General features: G+C 47.3%; 10 protein-coding genes and 1 pseudogene. 1 reads left to right on the top strand and 10 read right to left on the bottom strand.

The window, feature by feature from the left end; translation table 11 throughout:
* The 4 genes from pglX to ACWP87_RS09040 form a co-directional block, all read right to left on the bottom strand.
* Positions 1–1,960 (bottom strand): BREX-1 system adenine-specific DNA-methyltransferase PglX (gene pglX / locus ACWP87_RS09055; protein ID WP_048653987.1); only part of this gene is annotated, 1,960 nt, incomplete at its 3' end.
* 33 nt (positions 1,961–1,993) lie between these two features.
* Complete coding sequence (gene brxC, locus ACWP87_RS09050) at positions 1,994–5,626, bottom strand: BREX system P-loop protein BrxC (RefSeq protein ID WP_014569899.1); 3,633 nt, start codon at positions 5,624–5,626, stop codon at positions 1,994–1,996.
* A 13-nt stretch (positions 5,627–5,639) separates the two neighbouring features.
* On the bottom strand, positions 5,640–6,224 hold the full coding sequence (locus ACWP87_RS09045) for a DUF1788 domain-containing protein (RefSeq protein ID WP_014569900.1): 585 nt from the start codon (positions 6,222–6,224) through the stop codon (positions 5,640–5,642).
* Positions 6,221–6,820 carry a DUF1819 family protein gene (locus ACWP87_RS09040; protein ID WP_014569901.1) on the bottom strand — a complete coding sequence of 200 codons (600 nt, stop codon included), beginning with the start codon at positions 6,818–6,820 and terminating at the stop codon, positions 6,221–6,223. The genes ACWP87_RS09045 and ACWP87_RS09040 overlap by 4 nt, the downstream gene beginning before the upstream one ends.
* Positions 6,821–7,131: 311 nt before the next feature.
* Here ACWP87_RS09040 and ACWP87_RS09035 point away from each other — a divergent pair, with 311 nt between their 5' ends.
* Positions 7,132–8,316 (top strand): AbrB/MazE/SpoVT family DNA-binding domain-containing protein, encoded by a 1,185-nt coding sequence (locus tag ACWP87_RS09035; RefSeq protein ID WP_014569902.1) that lies wholly within the window; start codon positions 7,132–7,134, stop codon positions 8,314–8,316.
* 349 nt (positions 8,317–8,665) lie between these two features.
* Here the strand turns inward: ACWP87_RS09035 and ACWP87_RS09030 are convergent, their stop codons facing one another.
* The 6 genes and pseudogenes from ACWP87_RS09030 to ACWP87_RS09005 all read right to left on the bottom strand — a co-directional run bounded on the left by ACWP87_RS09030 (position 8,666) and on the right by ACWP87_RS09005 (position 19,443).
* Positions 8,666–11,398: a YhgE/Pip domain-containing protein gene (locus ACWP87_RS09030; protein WP_014569903.1), complete on the bottom strand. Its 2,733-nt coding sequence runs from the start codon at positions 11,396–11,398 to the stop codon at positions 8,666–8,668.
* Between the two features lie 234 nt (positions 11,399–11,632).
* A pseudogene (locus tag ACWP87_RS09025) lies at positions 11,633–13,611 on the bottom strand (glucose PTS transporter subunit IIA).
* 1 nt (position 13,612) lies between these two features.
* Positions 13,613–15,277 carry a glycoside hydrolase family 13 protein gene (locus tag ACWP87_RS09020; protein WP_014569906.1) on the bottom strand — a complete coding sequence of 555 codons (1,665 nt, stop codon included), beginning with the start codon at positions 15,275–15,277 and terminating at the stop codon, positions 13,613–13,615.
* Between the two features lie 55 nt (positions 15,278–15,332).
* Complete coding sequence (locus tag ACWP87_RS09015; protein ID WP_014569907.1) at positions 15,333–16,334, bottom strand: LacI family DNA-binding transcriptional regulator; 1,002 nt, start codon at positions 16,332–16,334, stop codon at positions 15,333–15,335.
* A gap of 291 nt (positions 16,335–16,625) precedes the next feature.
* Positions 16,626–18,104 (bottom strand): sucrose-6-phosphate hydrolase, encoded by a 1,479-nt coding sequence (locus ACWP87_RS09010; RefSeq protein WP_014569908.1) that lies wholly within the window; start codon positions 18,102–18,104, stop codon positions 16,626–16,628.
* A 469-nt stretch (positions 18,105–18,573) separates the two neighbouring features.
* On the bottom strand, positions 18,574–19,443 hold the full coding sequence (locus ACWP87_RS09005; RefSeq protein WP_014569909.1) for an SDR family oxidoreductase: 870 nt from the start codon (positions 19,441–19,443) through the stop codon (positions 18,574–18,576).
* Positions 19,444–19,529 lie beyond the last annotated feature (86 nt).

Here is a 19,529-nt window from a genome sequence, read left to right as displayed (position 1 = left end):
CTTGTTTAGTACGATAAACATACTTAAGATTTGGATCTTTAACGGCAGCAAGATAAGCTTTTTCCTTATGTGCCTGTGAATCAAAATCGACCAGCCGCTCATAAGTGCCGCTAAAGTTTGAACTCGCTTGCTTTTGAATAATAAAGGCCGTTGTTTGAACAACCTCTCCACCAATTTCTTCAAATGCACGTGTCCCTAAGTGTGCCATATTTATAATCGGCCAGTTAATCATCCGTTCACGTAAGGATTTAAAGCTTGAAAGAAACATCCATTGGTGCTGGGTAATCATGGCAAAAAAGCCATCTTGCTTTGTCATATGCTGGAGCCGCTCTATGAAGACTGCAAATAAATCAGACTTACTTGCCGGATATTTTTTTCCGACAAAATCTGAAAGAGGTTTTGGCATCTTGCCAGAACCCATGTAGGGAGGATTAGTCACACTGATTGTATATTTACTGCTTAAACCCATCCCCACCCGAACCAGGCTCTTTAACTCATGTCGATGTGCTAGTTGGTTTGACGTATCGAACGTGAGCTGTCCAGTAAACTGGTTATGAATGATCTCATTAATCAGGGCATTTTTAAAGATATCGGCGTTGAAATCTATCAGCGACCCGAGTTCTTTACCTTTGTTGAACTTTGTTAAAAACTCTTTCAACTGTTCGTTGTCCGTTTTACTTGCATTTATAGTCTCAGAAAAATCATCTGGAGTTAAGGCCGTAGTTGGGACCTCAAAAATATTGGGTTTTAAATGAAGATCAAAAGTCCGTCTATTTTCACGACGCAATTTCATTATCATGGCAAAATAGGCTAGTTGAAATGCACGTCGGTCAATATCAAACCCAAAAAGATTGTCTTTAACAATCTTTTGAGCTGCCTCACGACGCGAATAGCCTTCTGCTTGATAAATTTGCAAGAAGACATCAAATGCATAGATCAGAATATGTCCTGATCCCATTGCTGGGTCAACAAAAGTAATGTCTTCAATTCGTTTTTTGGCCATGTTGGGATAAGGCGTTGAATCATTCTGCTTAACATCTGGCATAAAATAGTGCCATCCAAATGATTCAGCAATCTCAGCAGAAGTACGCTTATCTCCTCGTTCAAGAAGAACGCGTATCCAGTATCGCCCAAGGGAGTTCTCAACAAGGTACTTGACGATCCAGTCTGGCGTAAAAAGTTGCGTCACTGGGGGAATATCAGAAGTCAAATACTTCTTTTTCTTAAAGGCACTGTCTTTGGGCTCGGTATTGTAATACTGATACAGCCACCCAATAATCTCAACCTGACCGCCCTTGTCCACGTCAAAATCATCTTCACGAATATCATCCACAAGATCACGAATGACCCCAACCGAATAGCTTGGAGTGAACAATAATTGCATGAAATCGTCTGTTTTTTCGAAAAGTTCAGGGAGATATTGATTTAGCGCGTTCGCTTGCTTGGTAAACAGAATGACGTACGCAGCATCCATGTCGGACGGCTCTTCGGTATCAAGGGCTTTCTGGATGATTGCACGCTCATCCGAGCTATAACCACCTAACTCATCTTCAATATTAAAAGCTTCGCGCAGGATATCAGGTACTTTAAGTTTTGTTCCCGATGACAGCACTCGAACGCCACTCGGGAGGTAATCATTTACTTCCATAAATCGAATGGCAATAATTCGATTAAACCATGTATACGCAACTTCTTCGATGAGGTCTGAAAATGCGTCCCGCCATTCTTCCTGCTTGGCCATTGTTTTAAGCCGAGAAACCAAATCACGGCGACGCTTAATATCTTGGCCACTGATAAATAGCCCCTTATCACCATAATATTCAATCTCACTGGTTGATGCCGCTGATTTCTCCTCAACACCATTTTCATTAATACCAAGATTCTCCATCTTTAACCTGATACTTTTAATCAGATCACGTCTAGCTTGAATCGCAAATGTCTTGATTGCCTTTTTATCCATACCGGTTCCTTTCCATGACTGCCAAACTTTATACTAGTCAATTTGCAAGGTCACAACCGTGTTATCTGACAATTGTGCCTCAAGTGAGCGCTTAAACTGAGCAGTCAGCTTATCAATATCAGCCGAGGCTGTGATTTTGTAGTCACCCTTGTGAAGAACCTCTTCCAGTTTGACAATCTTCTCCTGTGGTGAAACGACCGTGGGACCCACAGGCTTATCTGGATCCTTATGCTTATCGTCAGTTTTGCTTTCACCTGAGTGGTCACCCGCTGGTATTAATTGCGCCTTTGCATGGTTAATTCGGTCCGTCAGTTGATCTAATTGCGCACTAGCTTGAGCTGGTTTTGCTACAACCTCATTTAAGGTTGTGGCATCCGTGGCTGCCTCAGAAATAGCTTTAATTCTATTTTCAAAATCATGAGCTAGTTTATCTTTCACGTTCTGATCAGGTATCGCTGATTCTTCAATACGTGTCAAGCCACGTTCACGAAAATCATCAATGTCCGCTAAATAACCAGCTGCCGTCTTATCAAAAGCCGCACTAAATAATTCATCAAACTGCTTATTTAATTCGCTGATTTTAACGGCTGTATCGCCCTGAAGTTTTTGCAAGTGAAGCAACTTTGCCATCTTGTCAACTGTATCCTGTAGCTGATTGTCACTTAAGAAATCACTTGACTCCCCGTAAACGCGCAACGCATTTAAACCCTTGTCCCAGATATCTTGCATTGACTGCGAGTAATAAAAGTCACGAATGCCATCATCAAGAAAATCATCGTTCCAGTCCAGTAAGTCGTCTTTGTGTTTACTGATATAATCATAAAACGCACCAGAATCAGACATTTCAGTCAATGGACGTAGTAACTGAAGTCCTTTTTGTAACAACACGTGTCCTGGGTAGTCTTGAGTTTTATCTTCAAAGCCTTTCAGAGTTTGATACTTAGTCACGATTAGTTTTCTTAGTTCTGCGGCCCTCTGTTCATCGTTATCAGCCTCAAATGATTTCTTTCCAAACACTTCAGAAGCAACTGTCTGCATCGCTTTGATCTTTGAAGGCGCAACTTCTTCTTTAATCTGAAAGGCCAAATTACGAATTGCTTGCTTCTTAGTAAAGAAACCTGCAATTTCACGCGGTGTCCGTTCACCACTTAGCGGATCTATTACTGTACCATTGTAAAACATCTTAAGTTTGCCAATAGCGACCAATTTTGCGACGAGCCATTGAATATCTTCATCCGTGTAGCCATATGGAATATCATTAAACTTCGACAAGATGCTTTCCATGGTGATATGCGTATTATTCTGTGACTCGCGCCGCATATAATCCAGAACAGCATCAACCGCAGCTTGATTGTCTTGCTCGTCAAGCGCCAGGCTGGAGATACTTTCGAAAAGTTCGCGAATATCCTTCTCAGATTTGGCAACAGTGATGTACTGCAAACTGCGATACGTATTGTCAACTAAGAGCTTCATTGCCTGTTCTAATCGACTATCGAACCCTGCTTCGCCATTAATCAATTGGCCGTTTTCATAAATAGCTGCATTATCAAGCGATGCGATCAACTGTTCATGAGCGTGCTGGAACTCTTCATTTTGCTGAGATTGGCGAGCCAACACCATTCCCTGGTAACGTGAATCGCTTGATGCACTGCTATTAACAACAAACTTCTGAATTCGTAATGCATTTCGAATTTCATCGACAAAGTTTGACGAACGTGGTAAAGCAATCAAGACATCATGATTCCACGCACCAGTCGAAACTTGTAAATAATCGTTGTCACTCTGAAATTCATCATTCACTGGCGTAATGATGTGCACTGAAAGCTTGTTTCGCTGTGCGCCAAAAATATTGTCCGTTTTCCGATTAAAAGCAAAGACATAGCGACCATTCAGTTTGGGATAAGTTAAACTCGTTGCAATACCTGGCTTGGCATTGAACAAGTAATCCCCAATTTCCTTGGCAACCTCATTGTCAATCACTTCTTGTTTCGAAATTTCGCGTGTAATATCTTGTTCAGCATCAGTCAAAAAGTCATAACCCTTGACTGTTTTTTCAACGTAACCTTGTCCGACTAGAACCTCAAGTGCATCGCTAACTTTTTTCTTAAGTGCAATTCGATCTGCATCGACCGAACTAATCATCAGGGTGATCAAATTGTTCAATGATGCGTTAAAGTCAGTAACATACTTGACCATGAACAATACTTTAAGCAGCTGCAGTGCAAACGGATTCTTCTCGTCGTTCGGATTAACAGCAGGATTGTCGTGGGCACGCACTAGTACGATGTGATGGGTATGATCCAAGAATTGTTCCAAACCATCGAAAAAGCGACTAAATGGTGCAAGCGTCTCTGTGTCCGCATCCATCATAGCTTCAGCTGACTCTTGGAAGAGGGAAAGCATTGATCGCTCGCCTTCAGACAAATGTTTACCATCCGAACCGTTTTCACGAATCGCAGTCAGCACCTGTTGTAAGAGATTAAACTGATATGGAATAAACGGATAGTTTTGTGCAAAATCTTTTGGCGACTTATATTTTGGCCGCTCTACACCATCATCGAAATCAATTGAATTATTAATAGCTGCAGCGTTTGCAGAATACTGATCTTCAAGCATCTGCTCGGCAACATCAGTCTTTTCCAATAACCGCTTACGAATAACTTCATCAACATTAGCCGAGCTCATCGACAAACGTGTTTTGAAGCGACCTTGAATTTTCGAAAAGTCTTGTCCAGATGCAATATCCGTCACTTTGTCAATTGCCTGCTGAGAAGTCACGACTACCCATGACTTGCCGCGTGTCATCGTTCCCAGTTGTTCGACAATCGTCTGCAAATTAAGCATCCGCTGTACACTGTCACCTATGAACTGGCCAACCTCATCGGCCAAGAAAATGACCCGGCGTCCAGTTTTGTCGATATACCGTTTCACCAAAGCAGCAAAATCATCAATACTGATCTGATATTCGGTGCTCAGCGTTTCAATGAAACCCTGAGCATTTGCCTCGTCAGAGAATCCGGATTTCACCATTGCTTCCTTGATCGTACCTTTATTCAGGTAATAGGCGTCACGCAACTCTATCCAAGACTGATGATTGGCATTGATCGCTTTAATTTGCTCCTTAAAAGCATCCATCTTTCCAGCTTCAGTCAAACGCCGCTCAAGGTCAGCAATCCAAAAATCGGCGTCAGTAAATCCTTGCATTTCGTTGAAGACCCGCATGAAGACTTTCAAAATGCTTTGTTTATCTGACCCAACTGTGTCTTTCGCCTTAGCATCGATATTGAACAGAATGACATCATTGTTTGCCGCCGCAGCAGCATGCATCTCATTAAGAATCATCTGGTCGTCTATTTTGTCGTCAAAATAATCAACGGCTGGTTTTCCATCAACAATTTTGTTTGCCAAAATATATGACACGATTTTTAAAAAATGCGATTTCCCGGATCCAAAGAAGCCTGAAATCCAGACACCCATATCGTCAGTCGGAGTCTGTAAACTATTATCAAAAGCACTAAAGAACGCTGCAAAATGGTCACGCAACTCACGCGTAACAACATACTCGTCTAATTCCTGTTTAACGTTTGCTTCGTCATCTTGATCAACTTTAATAACCCCTTGAATGTTGCGGTCAATTGATCGTTTAAAAAGATCCTTAATTTTCATTCCCCATGTCCTCCTATTCGATCCGAAATGCACGGTAGTAGTTTTTGTCATCAAGCTTGCCAAAAGCACGTAAGCTCAAACTGTTGTAGCTCCCTGGGTAAAACATGACAACAGGCGTTTTATCAATAACCTGATTCATGGTGTTCAAGACTCGATGAGCACGAATCAATGGAAACACCTGCCCGATCCCGGTAATGAAGATGATGTTTCGCTCCTCAGGGTGTTCGAGATGATCCAAGATATAGCTTACGATCAGATTACGCTCGTCTCCCATTTTTAGCACGTTATTGATCTGACGAATGACCATATCGATACCATCGTCTTTTTCAATCTCAATAAATTGCTGCAAGTATCCCATCTGGTCAATTAAATCAATAACAACGTCAAAAAGGTTGAACATTTGGACATTTGCGCCAATTGAAGCAGTTGTCGAATCATGAGCAATATCTTCTACCTCATTTCGAACATACAGCTCATCTTCGGGGTCGTAGTCAAAGATATAAAAACCAACCTCATTTGATAACCCGCGATTCTCTTGAAATGCAGGATCGCGAATTTTTTTGCGAAACCGGTCAAATCGGTCACTTAATTGCGTCATAACTTTCTCCCTGTCAGTGCCTGAATGTAATTAGCCTTGCCACTTTGTTTCAACAATGCTATTAGGGAAGGATCCAATAATGCACGTTTCAGAGCCATCCCTCCCTTAACATCCTCTGCTAAGCCACTGTACGTTAAGATCTCGTGAAATTTCGTTTGAATTTTCTTCAACGTTTCATCCGTCCACTTGGCTGTTTCTGGATGCTGTAGTGGTAAGTCTTGCAAATAAGCGCTAATTTCATATGGCTCCAGCCTCATATCACCTTTTAAAAACTCTTTTTGAACGACCGTTAGAACAAAATCTTCTACCAATGGCCTTTCAAGCATGAGTGCAATAAGATTCACCGACTTTTGGTTACTGAGAGATAACTGATCAAAGATGTCAACGAATCCGACTGGCAACGTACTGATTCGTAATTTCATCTCCCGCGCCAGATCTTGTGCACGGTTGCGTGACGACATTTGAAAACTGTTCTCCTCAACAATAGCTTTCGTGATATCGTCCCAATCCTTACCCTCATTTAGCAGTGAGATCACCGCAGAAAATTCAGTAAACCAGACGCTTCTGGAAATAAATCCTGCTGAAAGTTTCTTCAAGTTGATCTCCTTTCTAGACCATTTTTAAGTCACACTAGACTAACTACATCATATTGTATCAGGATAGTGCCACAAGCGGCACACCTTTGCTGCAGAAATAATGCACATGCTTGCAATATAAAAAGGCGAGCTTGATATGCACGGCTTTCTAAAGATCACATGGTGCTAAGCATTATCAAAAGCCTCAGAAACAGCAATAATAAAACTTATCCGATGGCTGGCAGGAACCTAAGTATCACCTCAACTCTCAAATGTGCTACAGTAAGTTTCTGAACAAAACATATCAAACAAGTTGGAGCGTGTAGAAGAAATTGACTAAAGAAGCACATCAAGTCGTCATTCCGGATGCCATTATGGAGGATCTTGATATTAAAGATGGCGAGCAGGTTGAGGTGACGTTGAAGGATAAAGAAGCAGTGATTCGGCCGAAACGGACGGATACGGGGACGCAGACGATTTCGTTGCGGTTTTTCCTGATTCCAACGGTTTTGGCGGGGCTGTTTTTTCTGGCTTACTTTATTTATTTTCAGATTTTGCAGGTGCCGATGACGGGGAAGAACTCGATTGCGCAGATGGTGATTGTGCTGGGTGAGTTGAGTGGCATGGGGACGTTTGCGGTGACGTATGTTCAGAATCATCGGCGGATTCATGGGCGTGATCATCGGCGCCGGTATTGGCGGATTTTTCCGACGTTGTTGCTGGCGTTTGCGATTATTCTAGCGTTTGTGGCGTCGGTGTTCTTTTGGGCGATTGGCTACATGTTTGAAGGTGTCAGTTTTGATATTTACACGGCGACAGGGTTGTTTTTGCTGTTTATCAGTATTGTGAACTACCTGATGATTTATTCGGCGCTGTCGATTTCAACGTCTTTCATTACGACTTTGTTTTTGTCGACATTCGTTGGTGGCGTTGTCGGAGCGATTGTGACGAACAGTTCGCGGCAGTGGTGGCAGCATAATGTCAGTTTTTTGGGAACGAGCAAGGCGTTGAATGCGTGGCAGTTTAACTTAACGATTGCGGTGTCGGCATTGCTGTGGATTGCGCTGGTGGACTATTTGTTCGTGCCGTTGATGGCGCATCGGAAAACGGATTGGCGGCTGATTACGATGCGGATTATGTTAACCGTGGCGGCCGTAGCGTTACTGGGCGTTGGGCTGTTTCCGAATAACCGCGGCATCTGGCATGTCCTTCACACTCAAAGCGCGTGGTTTCTGAATTATTTCCTCATTGGAATGATCATCGCCGTGCGCTGGCTGCTGCCGGGGGTCTCACGCGAATTTCTCAGCACCAGTTACATCATCGGCGGCATCATTATTTTTGCCGCGATTCTGTTCCAATTTGTCCACTACCTTTCGCTGACGGCATTTGAGATGATCGCCTTTGCCCTCGCCATGTCGTGGATCATGTTGCTGCTGCAGAACATTCATCGCTTGTATCAAAAAGACGAATCCACCTTCGTTGTGACGGTGACCGCGAAGAAGGAAAAGGCAGAATAATCAGCGACTGAATCGAAAAGTGGCGTACTCACAACGAGGCGTCACTTTTCTTTTGCCTAAAAACTTGTCCGTGGCGTGTTGCATGGTTCCTACACTGTGGCTGCAACACGCACAGTTTCGAACCTTAAGCCTTCGATCGCCAGCCCTTTCACTAGCCTGACTCCACGGCAATCAATACCAAAGGATAGCGTTCTTGGCTGCCGTGCACGCGCCCACAGCCTGTCTACTTTCGAACACTTGCGCCCTTCAATACCCTTTTCCCACACGCAAACAGGCAATGCCACTGGCTGATCACCAGCAACATTGCCTGTTTCAATTGAACAATCTTTACTTTTGCCACCCGCACGAACTACTCGATGATTTTCGACTCGCGCGTCTTCTCATTCATCCGCTCAATCCACGGGTGAATTGGCGCTTTCAAGAACAGTCCTAGCAGGAAGAAGACGGTGCCGAATGCCAGAAGTGCCGCGACATCAATCCAGAGATTTGGCCAGTAGATGCCGCCGACTGTTTCGCGTAGGAGATTGACGGCGTAGGTAAATGGCAGCCATGGGTTGATCATCTGGAAGAACTTACCGGATAAGACGACAGGGAAGTTCCCGCCTGCACCGGAGATGGAAAGGACTAAGATGATGATCCCGATGCCTTTGCCGATGTTGCCGAATAGCGCGATTAAGGCGTAGAGAATGGAGACGAAGACCAGACTGAGCATCATGGCAAATAGCAGGTAAAGCGGCTTGTTGACGACGTACGTGCCGATTAAGAACAGGTTGCCGAGTGCAGCGATGAGGCCTTGCAGCATCCCTAGGCCGGCAAATGTCAGCCAGCGTGCGGTGTACATCTGCTTAACCATGGCGTCGCTGAGCGTTGGCGGCAGTCGATACTCGGTAATCAGGATCGCACCCAGCAGCAGTGCCCCGACCCAGATACAGAGTGCCAGGTAAAATGGCGCACTTTGCGAACCGTATGTCGGAATGTGATAGAAGCTTTGCTGTTTGAGTTCAACCGGTTTAGCTAAGAAGCCGGCTTCTTTGGTGGCGTCGCGGCGTAACAGTTTGATTAACTGGGATAAATCGACGGACTTTTCGCCTTTTTTAATGGCCGCGGCGCCTTTTTGAATCGCTTCTTTTAGCGTCGGCCAGTCGTTTTTCACGAATTTCTGGGCGTCATCCAAACCGCTTTGGAGTTGCGGCATTTTTTCGTTTGCCAAGGCCAAGGTGTTGGTGAGGTCGGATTCGACGCCAGGGAGATCTTGATTGATGAAGTCGGTGGCTTTTGTCAGCTTGGTTTTGAGGCTAGGGAAATCATTTTGGTATAAATCCGCGACGGTTGTGATGCCGCTGGTGATGAGATCCATGTGACCGTTAAGCAGCGCGTTGGCGTCGGTGAGTTCCTGCTTGAGTGCCGGCAGCTGCTTTTTCGCTTTGACCAAAAAGTTGTGCGCCTGCGTCAGTAGATCCTTCGTGCCACTGAGCAGTGACGGCATGGATGGCAGGATCTGCTGGTTAATCGTATCCAGCGTGGTGTTGGCATCGTTGAGAGCCGCTTTGAAAGCATTCAAAATCTGCTTGACGCTGGTGCCGAGATCAAGGGCTTTGAGTGTATTGGCCGCGTCGGCGAACTGATTGGCAGTGTTGGTTAAAACGCCGAGCCGCCGCTGCAATTCACTCGTACTTAGGTTAGGTACATCCTTAGCCAAAGCTTCGGCATCGCGTTGAACCGCAGTGGCTGTCGCGGCAACTTCTTTGAGCTTGGCAATGGCCCCGTCAAGCCCATGATCATCCTTGCCGGTTAACTGATTAAGAGTGGTCTGCACCCGGGTTAACGTGTCTGCTAAGCTAGTGGCGTTGGCGGCAACCTTGCCTTGACGATTGGCCAGTGCCGTCAGCCTTTGCGCCATCGCTTGCTTCAATGCCGCGGTGTCCTTGCTGCTGTCTAATTGTTGTAATTGTTGCTGCAACGTGGTCAAGTCCGCGCTCAAGCTGGTGTTGGCAGCCGCAATCAATGTCAGCCCGGCGTCGGTTGCATTTTGGACCACACCCAAGGCCGTATTGATTTTGGGAATCACGTCATCTTTGGTCGTTGCCACCGCTGCTTGGGCATTTTTGCCAAAATCGGTTAAAGCCGGCAGCGTGCCATCGACTTGGTTAACCACCGTGATGCCTTGATCCGTCACCTGAACTGCTTTGGTGACACCGGATTCGAGCTGGTCAAAATTGGTCACCACCGTATTCAGCTGCTGGCCTGCCTGGCGAACTTCGGGTAGCTTGCCTTTAACATTCGTGGCGAGCTCACCGGCATCTTGGACCATGGGCAGATAGCCATTTGCCCCCGTGAGCTTTTGAGCCATTTGATTGATTTCTGGCAGATATCCCGCCATTTCGTTAGCGGTTTGCAGTTTGGCGCGAATCGCGGGCATTTTAGCCTGTAGCTGGTCGACTTCCGCCAGATACTTTTCGATCGTTGGCAGCTGATCGTTGGTATTGGTAACCAAGCTGGTGAAGCGGCGAATCATCGGCAGGTTTTGATCTAGCTTGATGCCCGCTTTATTGAAGGCTTTCACCAATGTCTTGGCTGCCGTTGAGATAAATTCGTCCGAAATTTTGTTTTGCAGCGTGGTCGCGCCGGTGCTGGTGATTTTAGGCGCCACCGCGTTGATTTTTTCGTTGACGTAATAATCGAGTTTCGGTTTGTGAATTTTGCCATCAACGAAGCTCAGCAAGTCTTTTGAAAAATGCTTTGGTACCACCACCCCGGCGTAGTACTTACCGCTTCTAACGCCTTTTTGGACGGCTTGTTTGGAGTCGACAAAGCGCCAGCCGAGTTGTTTATTATCTTTTAGTTGATCCATCAGCTCATCGCCGACTGCCACTTTCTGGTTGCGAAAAGTGGCGGGTTGATCTGCCGAGTACACGGCTACTTTTAAATCCTGCGTGTTGCTGTAAGGATCCCACAGCGCCCAGACGTTGAACCAGCAGTAAAGGCTGGGAATGACGACCAGCGCTGCGATGAGTAAGAAGGCTAAAGGACTTTTGAAAATTCGTTTCCAGTCCAGCGCCACTAATTTGCCAATGTTACGCATAACGTCCTCCGAGTCCTAGATTGAGATATTTTCTGATTATATCACAGGTGTTTGGTCACGCAATTGGACAAAAAGCAGAAAGTGTCGGGATGAAGCTTTGGCTTTGTACGTCCTTCATCCTACACGCTTTCACGTTTTTTCGGTACTCCTAAACTAACGGGATAAAAAAAGCCTTAATCCCATCCCCAGTCACAATAACTAGGGCGATAGGATTAAGGCTTATTTCAGCATCTTTTACAAGGACGCTGGTGAAACCGATTCGACTTTGACATCTTCACGCTGCACTGCCAACAGATCAGCGCCGGCTTCAACCGTGGTGTCGGCAACTGGTTCGATCCGGGCATAGGCTTTGCTATTGGTGATCAGCACCATCGTTGTCGGATCAAGGCCGGCCTTTTCAATGGCTGCGCGATCCATGGTCCCCAGCAAGTCGCCTTTGTTGACGTGTTGCCCGGCTTTGACGGCCACTGTGAACGGCGCACCGTGTAAATTAACGGTATCAATCCCTAAGTGCACCAGAATTTCCATGCCGTCATCGCTGTTCAACCCGTAAGCATGACCCGTGTCGGCAACAACCGATAAGGTGCCGGATTGTGGCGCGTAGATTTTGTTGACGCCGGCATTTTCTGGTTTTATCGCTAAGCCGTCGCCCATCATGCCGGAAGCAAATACCGGATCGCTTACCTTATTCAAAGCAAGCGTTTCGCCGCTGACCGGTGCATAGACCTTGTTGTCACTCACGGTTGACGAAATCACTGCATTCGCCGTTTCGACATCACGATCGGGCGCCAAGACTTCTTTAGGAATGGCAAAAGCGTTGGTGGCAACAAACGCAACGACAATCGTCCCCAGTGAAACGATGGTGTACCACAGCAAGGCGTGGCCGTTGTAAATATACATCAGGTATGACGGAACCACGGCGAGTCCATATGAGTTGGCGGAAACATTGAGAATGCTCAAGACCGCCGCGCCAAGTCCGGAAGTTAACACGGTGACAATTAATGGCCGAAAATTATAACGAATCAAAACCCCGAATAAAGTCGGCTCTGAAACCCCGAAGAGTTGTGAGGTGAATGCCCCCATTGAAGTTGCCTTGGCTTTACCGGAACGCGCGCGGAGGAAAATCGCCAACGCCACGCCTAAGTTTGCAAAGCCGTACATGGCTTCTAACGTAATCAACGGATTCAAGCCGGTGGACGCCAGCAGCGAAGTTTCGATGGCAATCATGGTTTGATGGATCCCAATGAGCACCATCAGCGGATAAGCTGCCCCGATCAGGAAGCCGCCAATGCCAAATGGTAAGTGAATCACCGCCTGAACACCAACCAGCATCCCGTTTTCAATCGCATGGACAAGCGGGCCGACGCCTAAAATCATAATGGCAAACGTGACCAGCATCGTTAGAAATGGCGTCAGGATTTGCTCCAAAACATTCGGCATGTGACGGCGGAAGAACAGCTCCAGTTTCGCACCGATGAACCCAGCGACCAAAGCGGTTAACACTGACCCCTGACTGCCAACCACTGGCAACCAGCCGAACAGCATGATCGCCTTGGCACTGCCGTCTGCAACTGAGTAGGCATTAGGCAAAATCGGCGAAACTAACATAAGACCAATCACAATCCCGATAATCGGCGTCCCTTTAAAGTAGCGAAATGAAAGTAGCGAAATGTCGACCACACAATCAACGCCGGCAAAAAGGCAAACACGGTGTCGGTCAGCACTGAAACGACCGAGGTGAGACTGGCGGGAATGTCACTAGGCACGGCGCCGAAAAGCTTTAATACCTGAGCGTTGGTCGCCGCACTTTTTAATCCTAAGAACAGTCCTGTCGCCGCAATGACGGGGATGATCGGAATGAAAATACCGGATAACATGGCCATTAAGCGTTGCACCCAAGTCTTATGTTCATCGCTTGCCGCTGCGGTGGTGTCCGCATCGTCCTTGCCATAAATCGCATTCACGGTCCCCAGCTTGGCAATCGCCGCGTACACATCGTTGACAACGCCGGTACCAATAATCACCTGATACTGACCGGATCCATAGAAAACACCTTTGACTTCCGGCAGCTGCTCCAACGCCTTATCGTCAATAGCCTTGCGATCCTTCACAACAAAACGCAGCCGGGTTTGGCAATGAGTCACGGAATCAACATTATTGACGCCAACCAACTTCAAAATTGCTTTTGCTTCTTGTTCATAATTTTTTGCCATCTTAATTCACCTCAATGAGAATCGCTTGGTAGGGTTTCAACGTTGGTGCTGCAGCCGGATAATTGTTCAGCCAGATTCGGCCAGCCGGTAAGTCGATGGTCGCCGGTGCAGCGCTGAGATTGACATAGATCCGCAAATGTTTCCCGCGGGCATATGCGATGACGTGTTCGTCTGCCACCGTAAGCGGCGAAAAATCACCATCAATCAGATCCGACCGCAACGGCGAATCATTACGCAACTGGCACAGCTTTTGGTAAAAGTGCCAGACCGAATCGGGATCGATCTGTTCATCCTGCCAGTTGACGCCGGGTGCTTGTTGGGCCACCGGTAGCCACGGCTGGTGATCGCTGAACCCGCCGTTTGCCTCGTCGTTCCAGAGATACGGTGTGCGGGCATTATCACGCGAGCGGCGATTGACACATGCCAGTGCATCCGCTTTTGAATAACCTTCCGCTAACGCCCGCCGATAATTATCATGCGCCGACAAATCGTTAAATTGATCAATGCTGCTGCGAACCGCATTCACCATTCCCAACTCCTGACCTTGATAGATAAACGGGCACCCGCGCAAGCAGAAATACAATAATGCCAATGCTTTGGCACCGGTGGCATTGCGGTACGCCGGTTCGCGAATGTATTTACTCAAACTCCGCGGCTGATCATGATTTTCAAGAAAATTAGCTCCCCAGCCGACGCGTTGAATGGCCAGCTGACTTTTTGCAATCGCATCGCCCAGCATTTTCGGCGTCCACTGCGTCTGCTTGAACCACTCCGAACCGGAAGCTACATCAATATCGGCATAATGGAAATCAAAGATCATGGAAAAGTAGCCGTTTGGGCCGATGAAATCGCCTAGTTCATCATAGGCGACCCCGGAAGCCTCACCGATTGTCACGGCATTGGCAGGCTTAAAGGTAGCAGCGTTCAGTTCTTTAAGGAAGCGCGCTAGGCCAGGCCGATTCTCTGCCTTCCGCTTCACCTTGCCCAGGCCATCGTTGCCATCTGGCGTAATCGCTGCAAAATCCTGATCCTTTTTGATGAAAGTGATCGCATCAACCCGGAAGCCCGCCAAGCCTTTTGCCAGCCACCAGTTAATCATCTGGTAAATCGCCTGCCGCAGCTTGGGATTCTCCCAGTTCAAATCCGGCTGCTGCGGGGAAAAGACGTGCAGGTAATACATGTCGGCTTCACCGGGAACCGCCGTCCACGCCGAGCCAGCGCCGAAATTAGAGCGCCAGTTATTCGGCGGCTGTCCGTCATGACCTTTGCGGAAAATATAATACTGGCGATAGGGTGAAGTCGGATCTTTCAACGCGGCTTGAAACCACGGATGCTGATCCGAAGTGTGATTCACCACCAGATCCATCACCACTTTAATCCCTAGTTCTTTAGCAGCGGCCATCAACGCGTCAAAATCAGCCATGGTGCCAAAGCGCGGGTCAATTGCCTGATAGTCGGAGATGTCATAGCCATTATCCACCATCGGGCTTCGATAAACCGGTGACAACCAAATTGCCGTCACTCCTAGGGCCTTGAGCTTCGGCAACTCACTGGTAATCCCTGGCAAGTCGCCAATGCCGTCATTGTTGCTATCTTTAAAGGACGCCGGATAAATTTGATAGAAAATTTCTTGTTGCCACCATGTGCGGCTGGTTTCGTTAAGCATGCGTAACTCCTTCTTCATAATGTGGTATCGATTCCATATTTATTAAAAATAAAATTCAGGCGCTTTGCCTGATTTTTAACGTCAAAGTTAACGGTTCTGGAGCCACAGCCGGTTCACCGCGGCCAAGTCCGGCTAATAGTAAGTCCGTTGCCACCTGCGCCATTTCGGCAACAGGCTGATGGACGGTCGTCAGCGGCACGCGGGCAAACGGTGCAAACGGCTGGTCGTCATAACCCATCACCGCAATGTCATCCGGAACGGCAATGTTAGCAGCGACTAAACTGTCCACAACGCCAACTGCCACTTCATCTGAGTTCGTAAAAATAGCATCCGGACGCTTTGCCGGTGCCAGCGCGGCGATTTGGCGTCCGAGCGTTTGGCCTTCTGTTGCGGTATGCACCTGCTCAAACAGCCAGGCAGGTTCGACTGGCAACCCGCGCGCTTGCATAAAATCAAAGAAAGCTTGGGTTCGACTTTGACCGTGGCGGGCACTTTTAATCGCACCACCGGTCATATAAGCAAAACGACGATGACCTTGTGCAAATAGGTAATCCAATGCATCGCGGGTTGCCTGATAGTGCGGTAACACCAAAGACTTAGCATTGGGAATCTGCACATCCGCATTGACCACGACAACTCGCCCAGGAAATGCTTTAGCCACGGTCGCCACCCGCGCTGGTACTTCAACTGACGCTAAGATAACACCATCAAGTTCGCGACTTTTCAGCTGGTTCAAAAACCGCTCCTCGGCATCCGGATTATCGTAAGTTTGCGAAATCATGACTTGGTAACCGTGGGCGTGCAGTGTTCGCTCAATGGCATCAAACAAGCCGGCAAAAAACGGGTTCGTGACTCGCGAGACCAAAACGCCAATATTTCCGGTTGCCTGGGCGCGCAAGGAGGTAGCGGCTGCGCTAGGCGTATAACCCAGCGTCTTGATCGCAGCTTCGATCCGCGCCTTCTTATCAGCGGAAATATACGGATGATGATTCAAGTACCGCGATACCGTTGTCACCCCAACGCCGGCTGCTGCAGCAATTTCGCTAATCGTTGCCATGAATGGCGCACCTCCTGTTTATGGAATCGATTTCATACTGTGAGTATACAGCGCTTTCAAAAATTGTCAAGGCACAACTGAAAAAATTCGATTACTTCTGAAAATGAAATGCCTCGGTGCACAGATGACTGCAGTTGATTGGCAAAAAAGCATCAGCCAATGTCTGCACAAATGACATTTGGCTGATGCTTTTTTATTTATTGGCGCAAATAAGTTGTTTAAATGGTGGCGACATGGTTGATATCAGATGTGCTTTCTACTGACATCGCTTCATTCAGTTTCAAAAGCGGCCTATAGCCCGCCATTATCCTTCCGCAGATTCCACGCCTGCACGTTGCTAACCGCAGCAGGTGGATTCACACGTGCGGCAGTGGGGCAAGTGTCCCCAAAGAAGCGCCCGGAAACCACCCGATAACCATCGTCAATGAACAACTCGAAAACGGAGACGTCCACAAACAACCGAATCGTGACCGTTTTGCCTGCTGGGAAACCAAATTGCCGCAGGCTGCCGCCATTATTACGGTTCTCGCGCTGAACCATCCCTTGGCCACTATCTGAGTCAAGATTGATCAACAGTTGATCGTGATCACCATCTGGAACATGGACGGTGGCTTTTTGGCCGGCAGCTAACGTCATACTCAGTTCGAACGCACCGCTCAACGCCGTGACTGAACATTGATCCGTATTTTGGCTGACAACTGGTAAGGCATCAGTAGCAGTTTCCCGAAGCTGTTCAATGTTGGGATGTGGCTTTAGGCAAACATGACCATCGCGTAAATCCAGCTGGCGCACGTAACTCAAGACGCCTTCCCACCCGTCTGCATCCGTTGGGTAATTCGTGTCGGGTAAGCCTAGCCAGGAAATTGCTAAAGTGCCATCTTTTTCGGTATTGGCAAGCCGGGTTGCGTAAAAGTCAAACCCTTTATCGATATTTTGCAGGCGCTGATGGGTCAGTGTGCCAGTCTCCGGATCAAAGCTGTCGGCCACAAGTGCAATATTAGGATAAACATTTTCGTATTCGAAAAAGTCTTGATCCAAGCCTTGTGGACAATATACTAAGACGACTTTGCCATTAATGAAAGCAATGTTCGGGCATTCCACCATGTAACCGCAAAATTCGTCCGGGATACTTAACGGGGCCACAAAGCGCCAGGTCTTATCCGGTTGCTTTTCATAGAGTAGGATGGCGCCGGTGTGATCGGCCCGCTGACCACCAATTAAGACATAGGTTTTATCTTGATAATTAAATAGAAATGGATCCCGGAACTCTTGGGTGTAGCCAGCAGGCGGATTAGCGATCAATGGCTTCGGATCTTTATATAAACGGCTATCTGCGCCCAGAACCGCCCCTAATTGCGTGGACTGTCGATGCCACTGCTCATCCCGCACATTACCGGTGTACATGATTCGCAGCGTACCATGCGTCACTAATGCCGAACCGGTGTAAGCACCTTGCGCATCGAGTTCGTTATCCGGCAATAAATCACCCGGGACTCGCCGCCAGTTGAATAAGTCTTTGGATACGACATGTGCCCACGACTTCAAACCATGAACCGGACCAAATGGAAACTGCTGGTAATATAGATGCCACTTGCCATTAAAGAAATTCAGACTGCAGGGATCATTGATCAAGCCCGTATCCGGTTGAATATGCGTCTTAGTTCGCCATTGACTCGCAGCAACCTCAGCTTTCAAGCTTGCCACATACTCTGGTGTCCACGTCGAATACGGCTGATACCGCTTAGCCATATTCTCAATTGAGTCCGTCATGTACTTACCACCTTGTGTTTGGAATAATACCCTTATCTTATCTGAGTTCGCGGCATTGTCAATGGAAGCGCAAACAATGCGGTGATCCGGGCTGCTTAATCATTGATTACGCACGAATGACCCATTATGCCACGGGTACGACTAAAAATCACCAAGAACCGCACCCCTTTTTAAATTCGCCCGGTTAAAAAGCGAGCCGCCCAACTTTATTCAGCTTAAAATTCAACACAAAACCCGCGGCCATCAGCTGCGGGTCTCAGTTTTACCAATCGGAGGGTACCAATTGGCAATCATTATTTTGGAGGAGTAGAAATGAAAAAGTTGGGTTGGGGTTTAGGAATGAGTGGGTGGCTCATTTCTATGTTGTTAATACTACCGACGAACTTTGAACATTCTGTGACGGCAAATCGCTCTTTGTGTTAACAAGATTTTCTGCCGTGTTTCACGACATTGCGTTCCACCGCCAAAGTCATTTTTCCGGTAAAAAGTCGCGCCGATAATCGTGGACATATTGCGAAAACGTGATTGCCGGTCGCCCAAGCACTTTTGGCAACGTTGTGGTCACTTCTTTGGCATTCCCCATTTGCGTGATCAGATACAGCATGACCATCACATTCACATAATTCTTCGGCAAGCCGCGCGCAATCATGGTGTGGCGAAAACGCAATAGACTTGGCCGACTATACGTTATCGGGACGCCTAACACTGCCGTCATGGTTTTAGCGACCTCGGCATATGTTAGCGCCTGATCGCCGGTAATCGCCAGCTTTTGGCCAATATATTGCGGATCACACAGGACAGTTGCTGCCACGGCACCGATATCGCGCGTATCAATGAAACTCGTCCGAGCGCGTCCAGCCGGTACAAATAGATCATGGTGGGCCACAATGTCATGGCGATGCGTGGTATTGAGATTTTGCATGAAAAAGCTTGGCCGAATAAATGTGTACGGCAACCCAAGTGCTTCAATGCGTTTTTCAATCTTATGATGCGGGGTCATTGGATTGTGTTCAACGCCCAGTAACGAGACGAAAACCGCCTGCTTAATCCCATGGCGCACCAAGGCATCAAGAAACGGATACATGTCCGTTTTGGGTTTTGCTAATTGCGGCGGGCGCACGAAGAAGACCTTGTCAATGGCCGCCAATGCCGGGTCAAAAGTTGCGGCGTCAAGAAAATCAAATTTGCGTAATTGAACCGGCAAGTCCCGTAAAGTTGCACGCGCATGAGCCGGCGAATGTACAGCAGCAAAAAGTTGCACGTCTGCACGTTTGGTTAAAGCTTGAATCAGCGGCAGTCCAATATTGCCGGTCGCTCCGATCACTAATATATTCGTCAAGTTGAATACTCCTCCATAAAAGAAAAGCACCCCTGAAGGTACCTTTTCAAAGCTGTCGTATCCATAAACCGTTAACTAAATTTCCG

This window comes from Lacticaseibacillus sp. 22, from assembly GCF_055413445.1.
The sequence above is the reverse complement of the archived record's forward strand: the minus strand, read 5'-3'. Positions and strand labels throughout refer to the sequence as shown.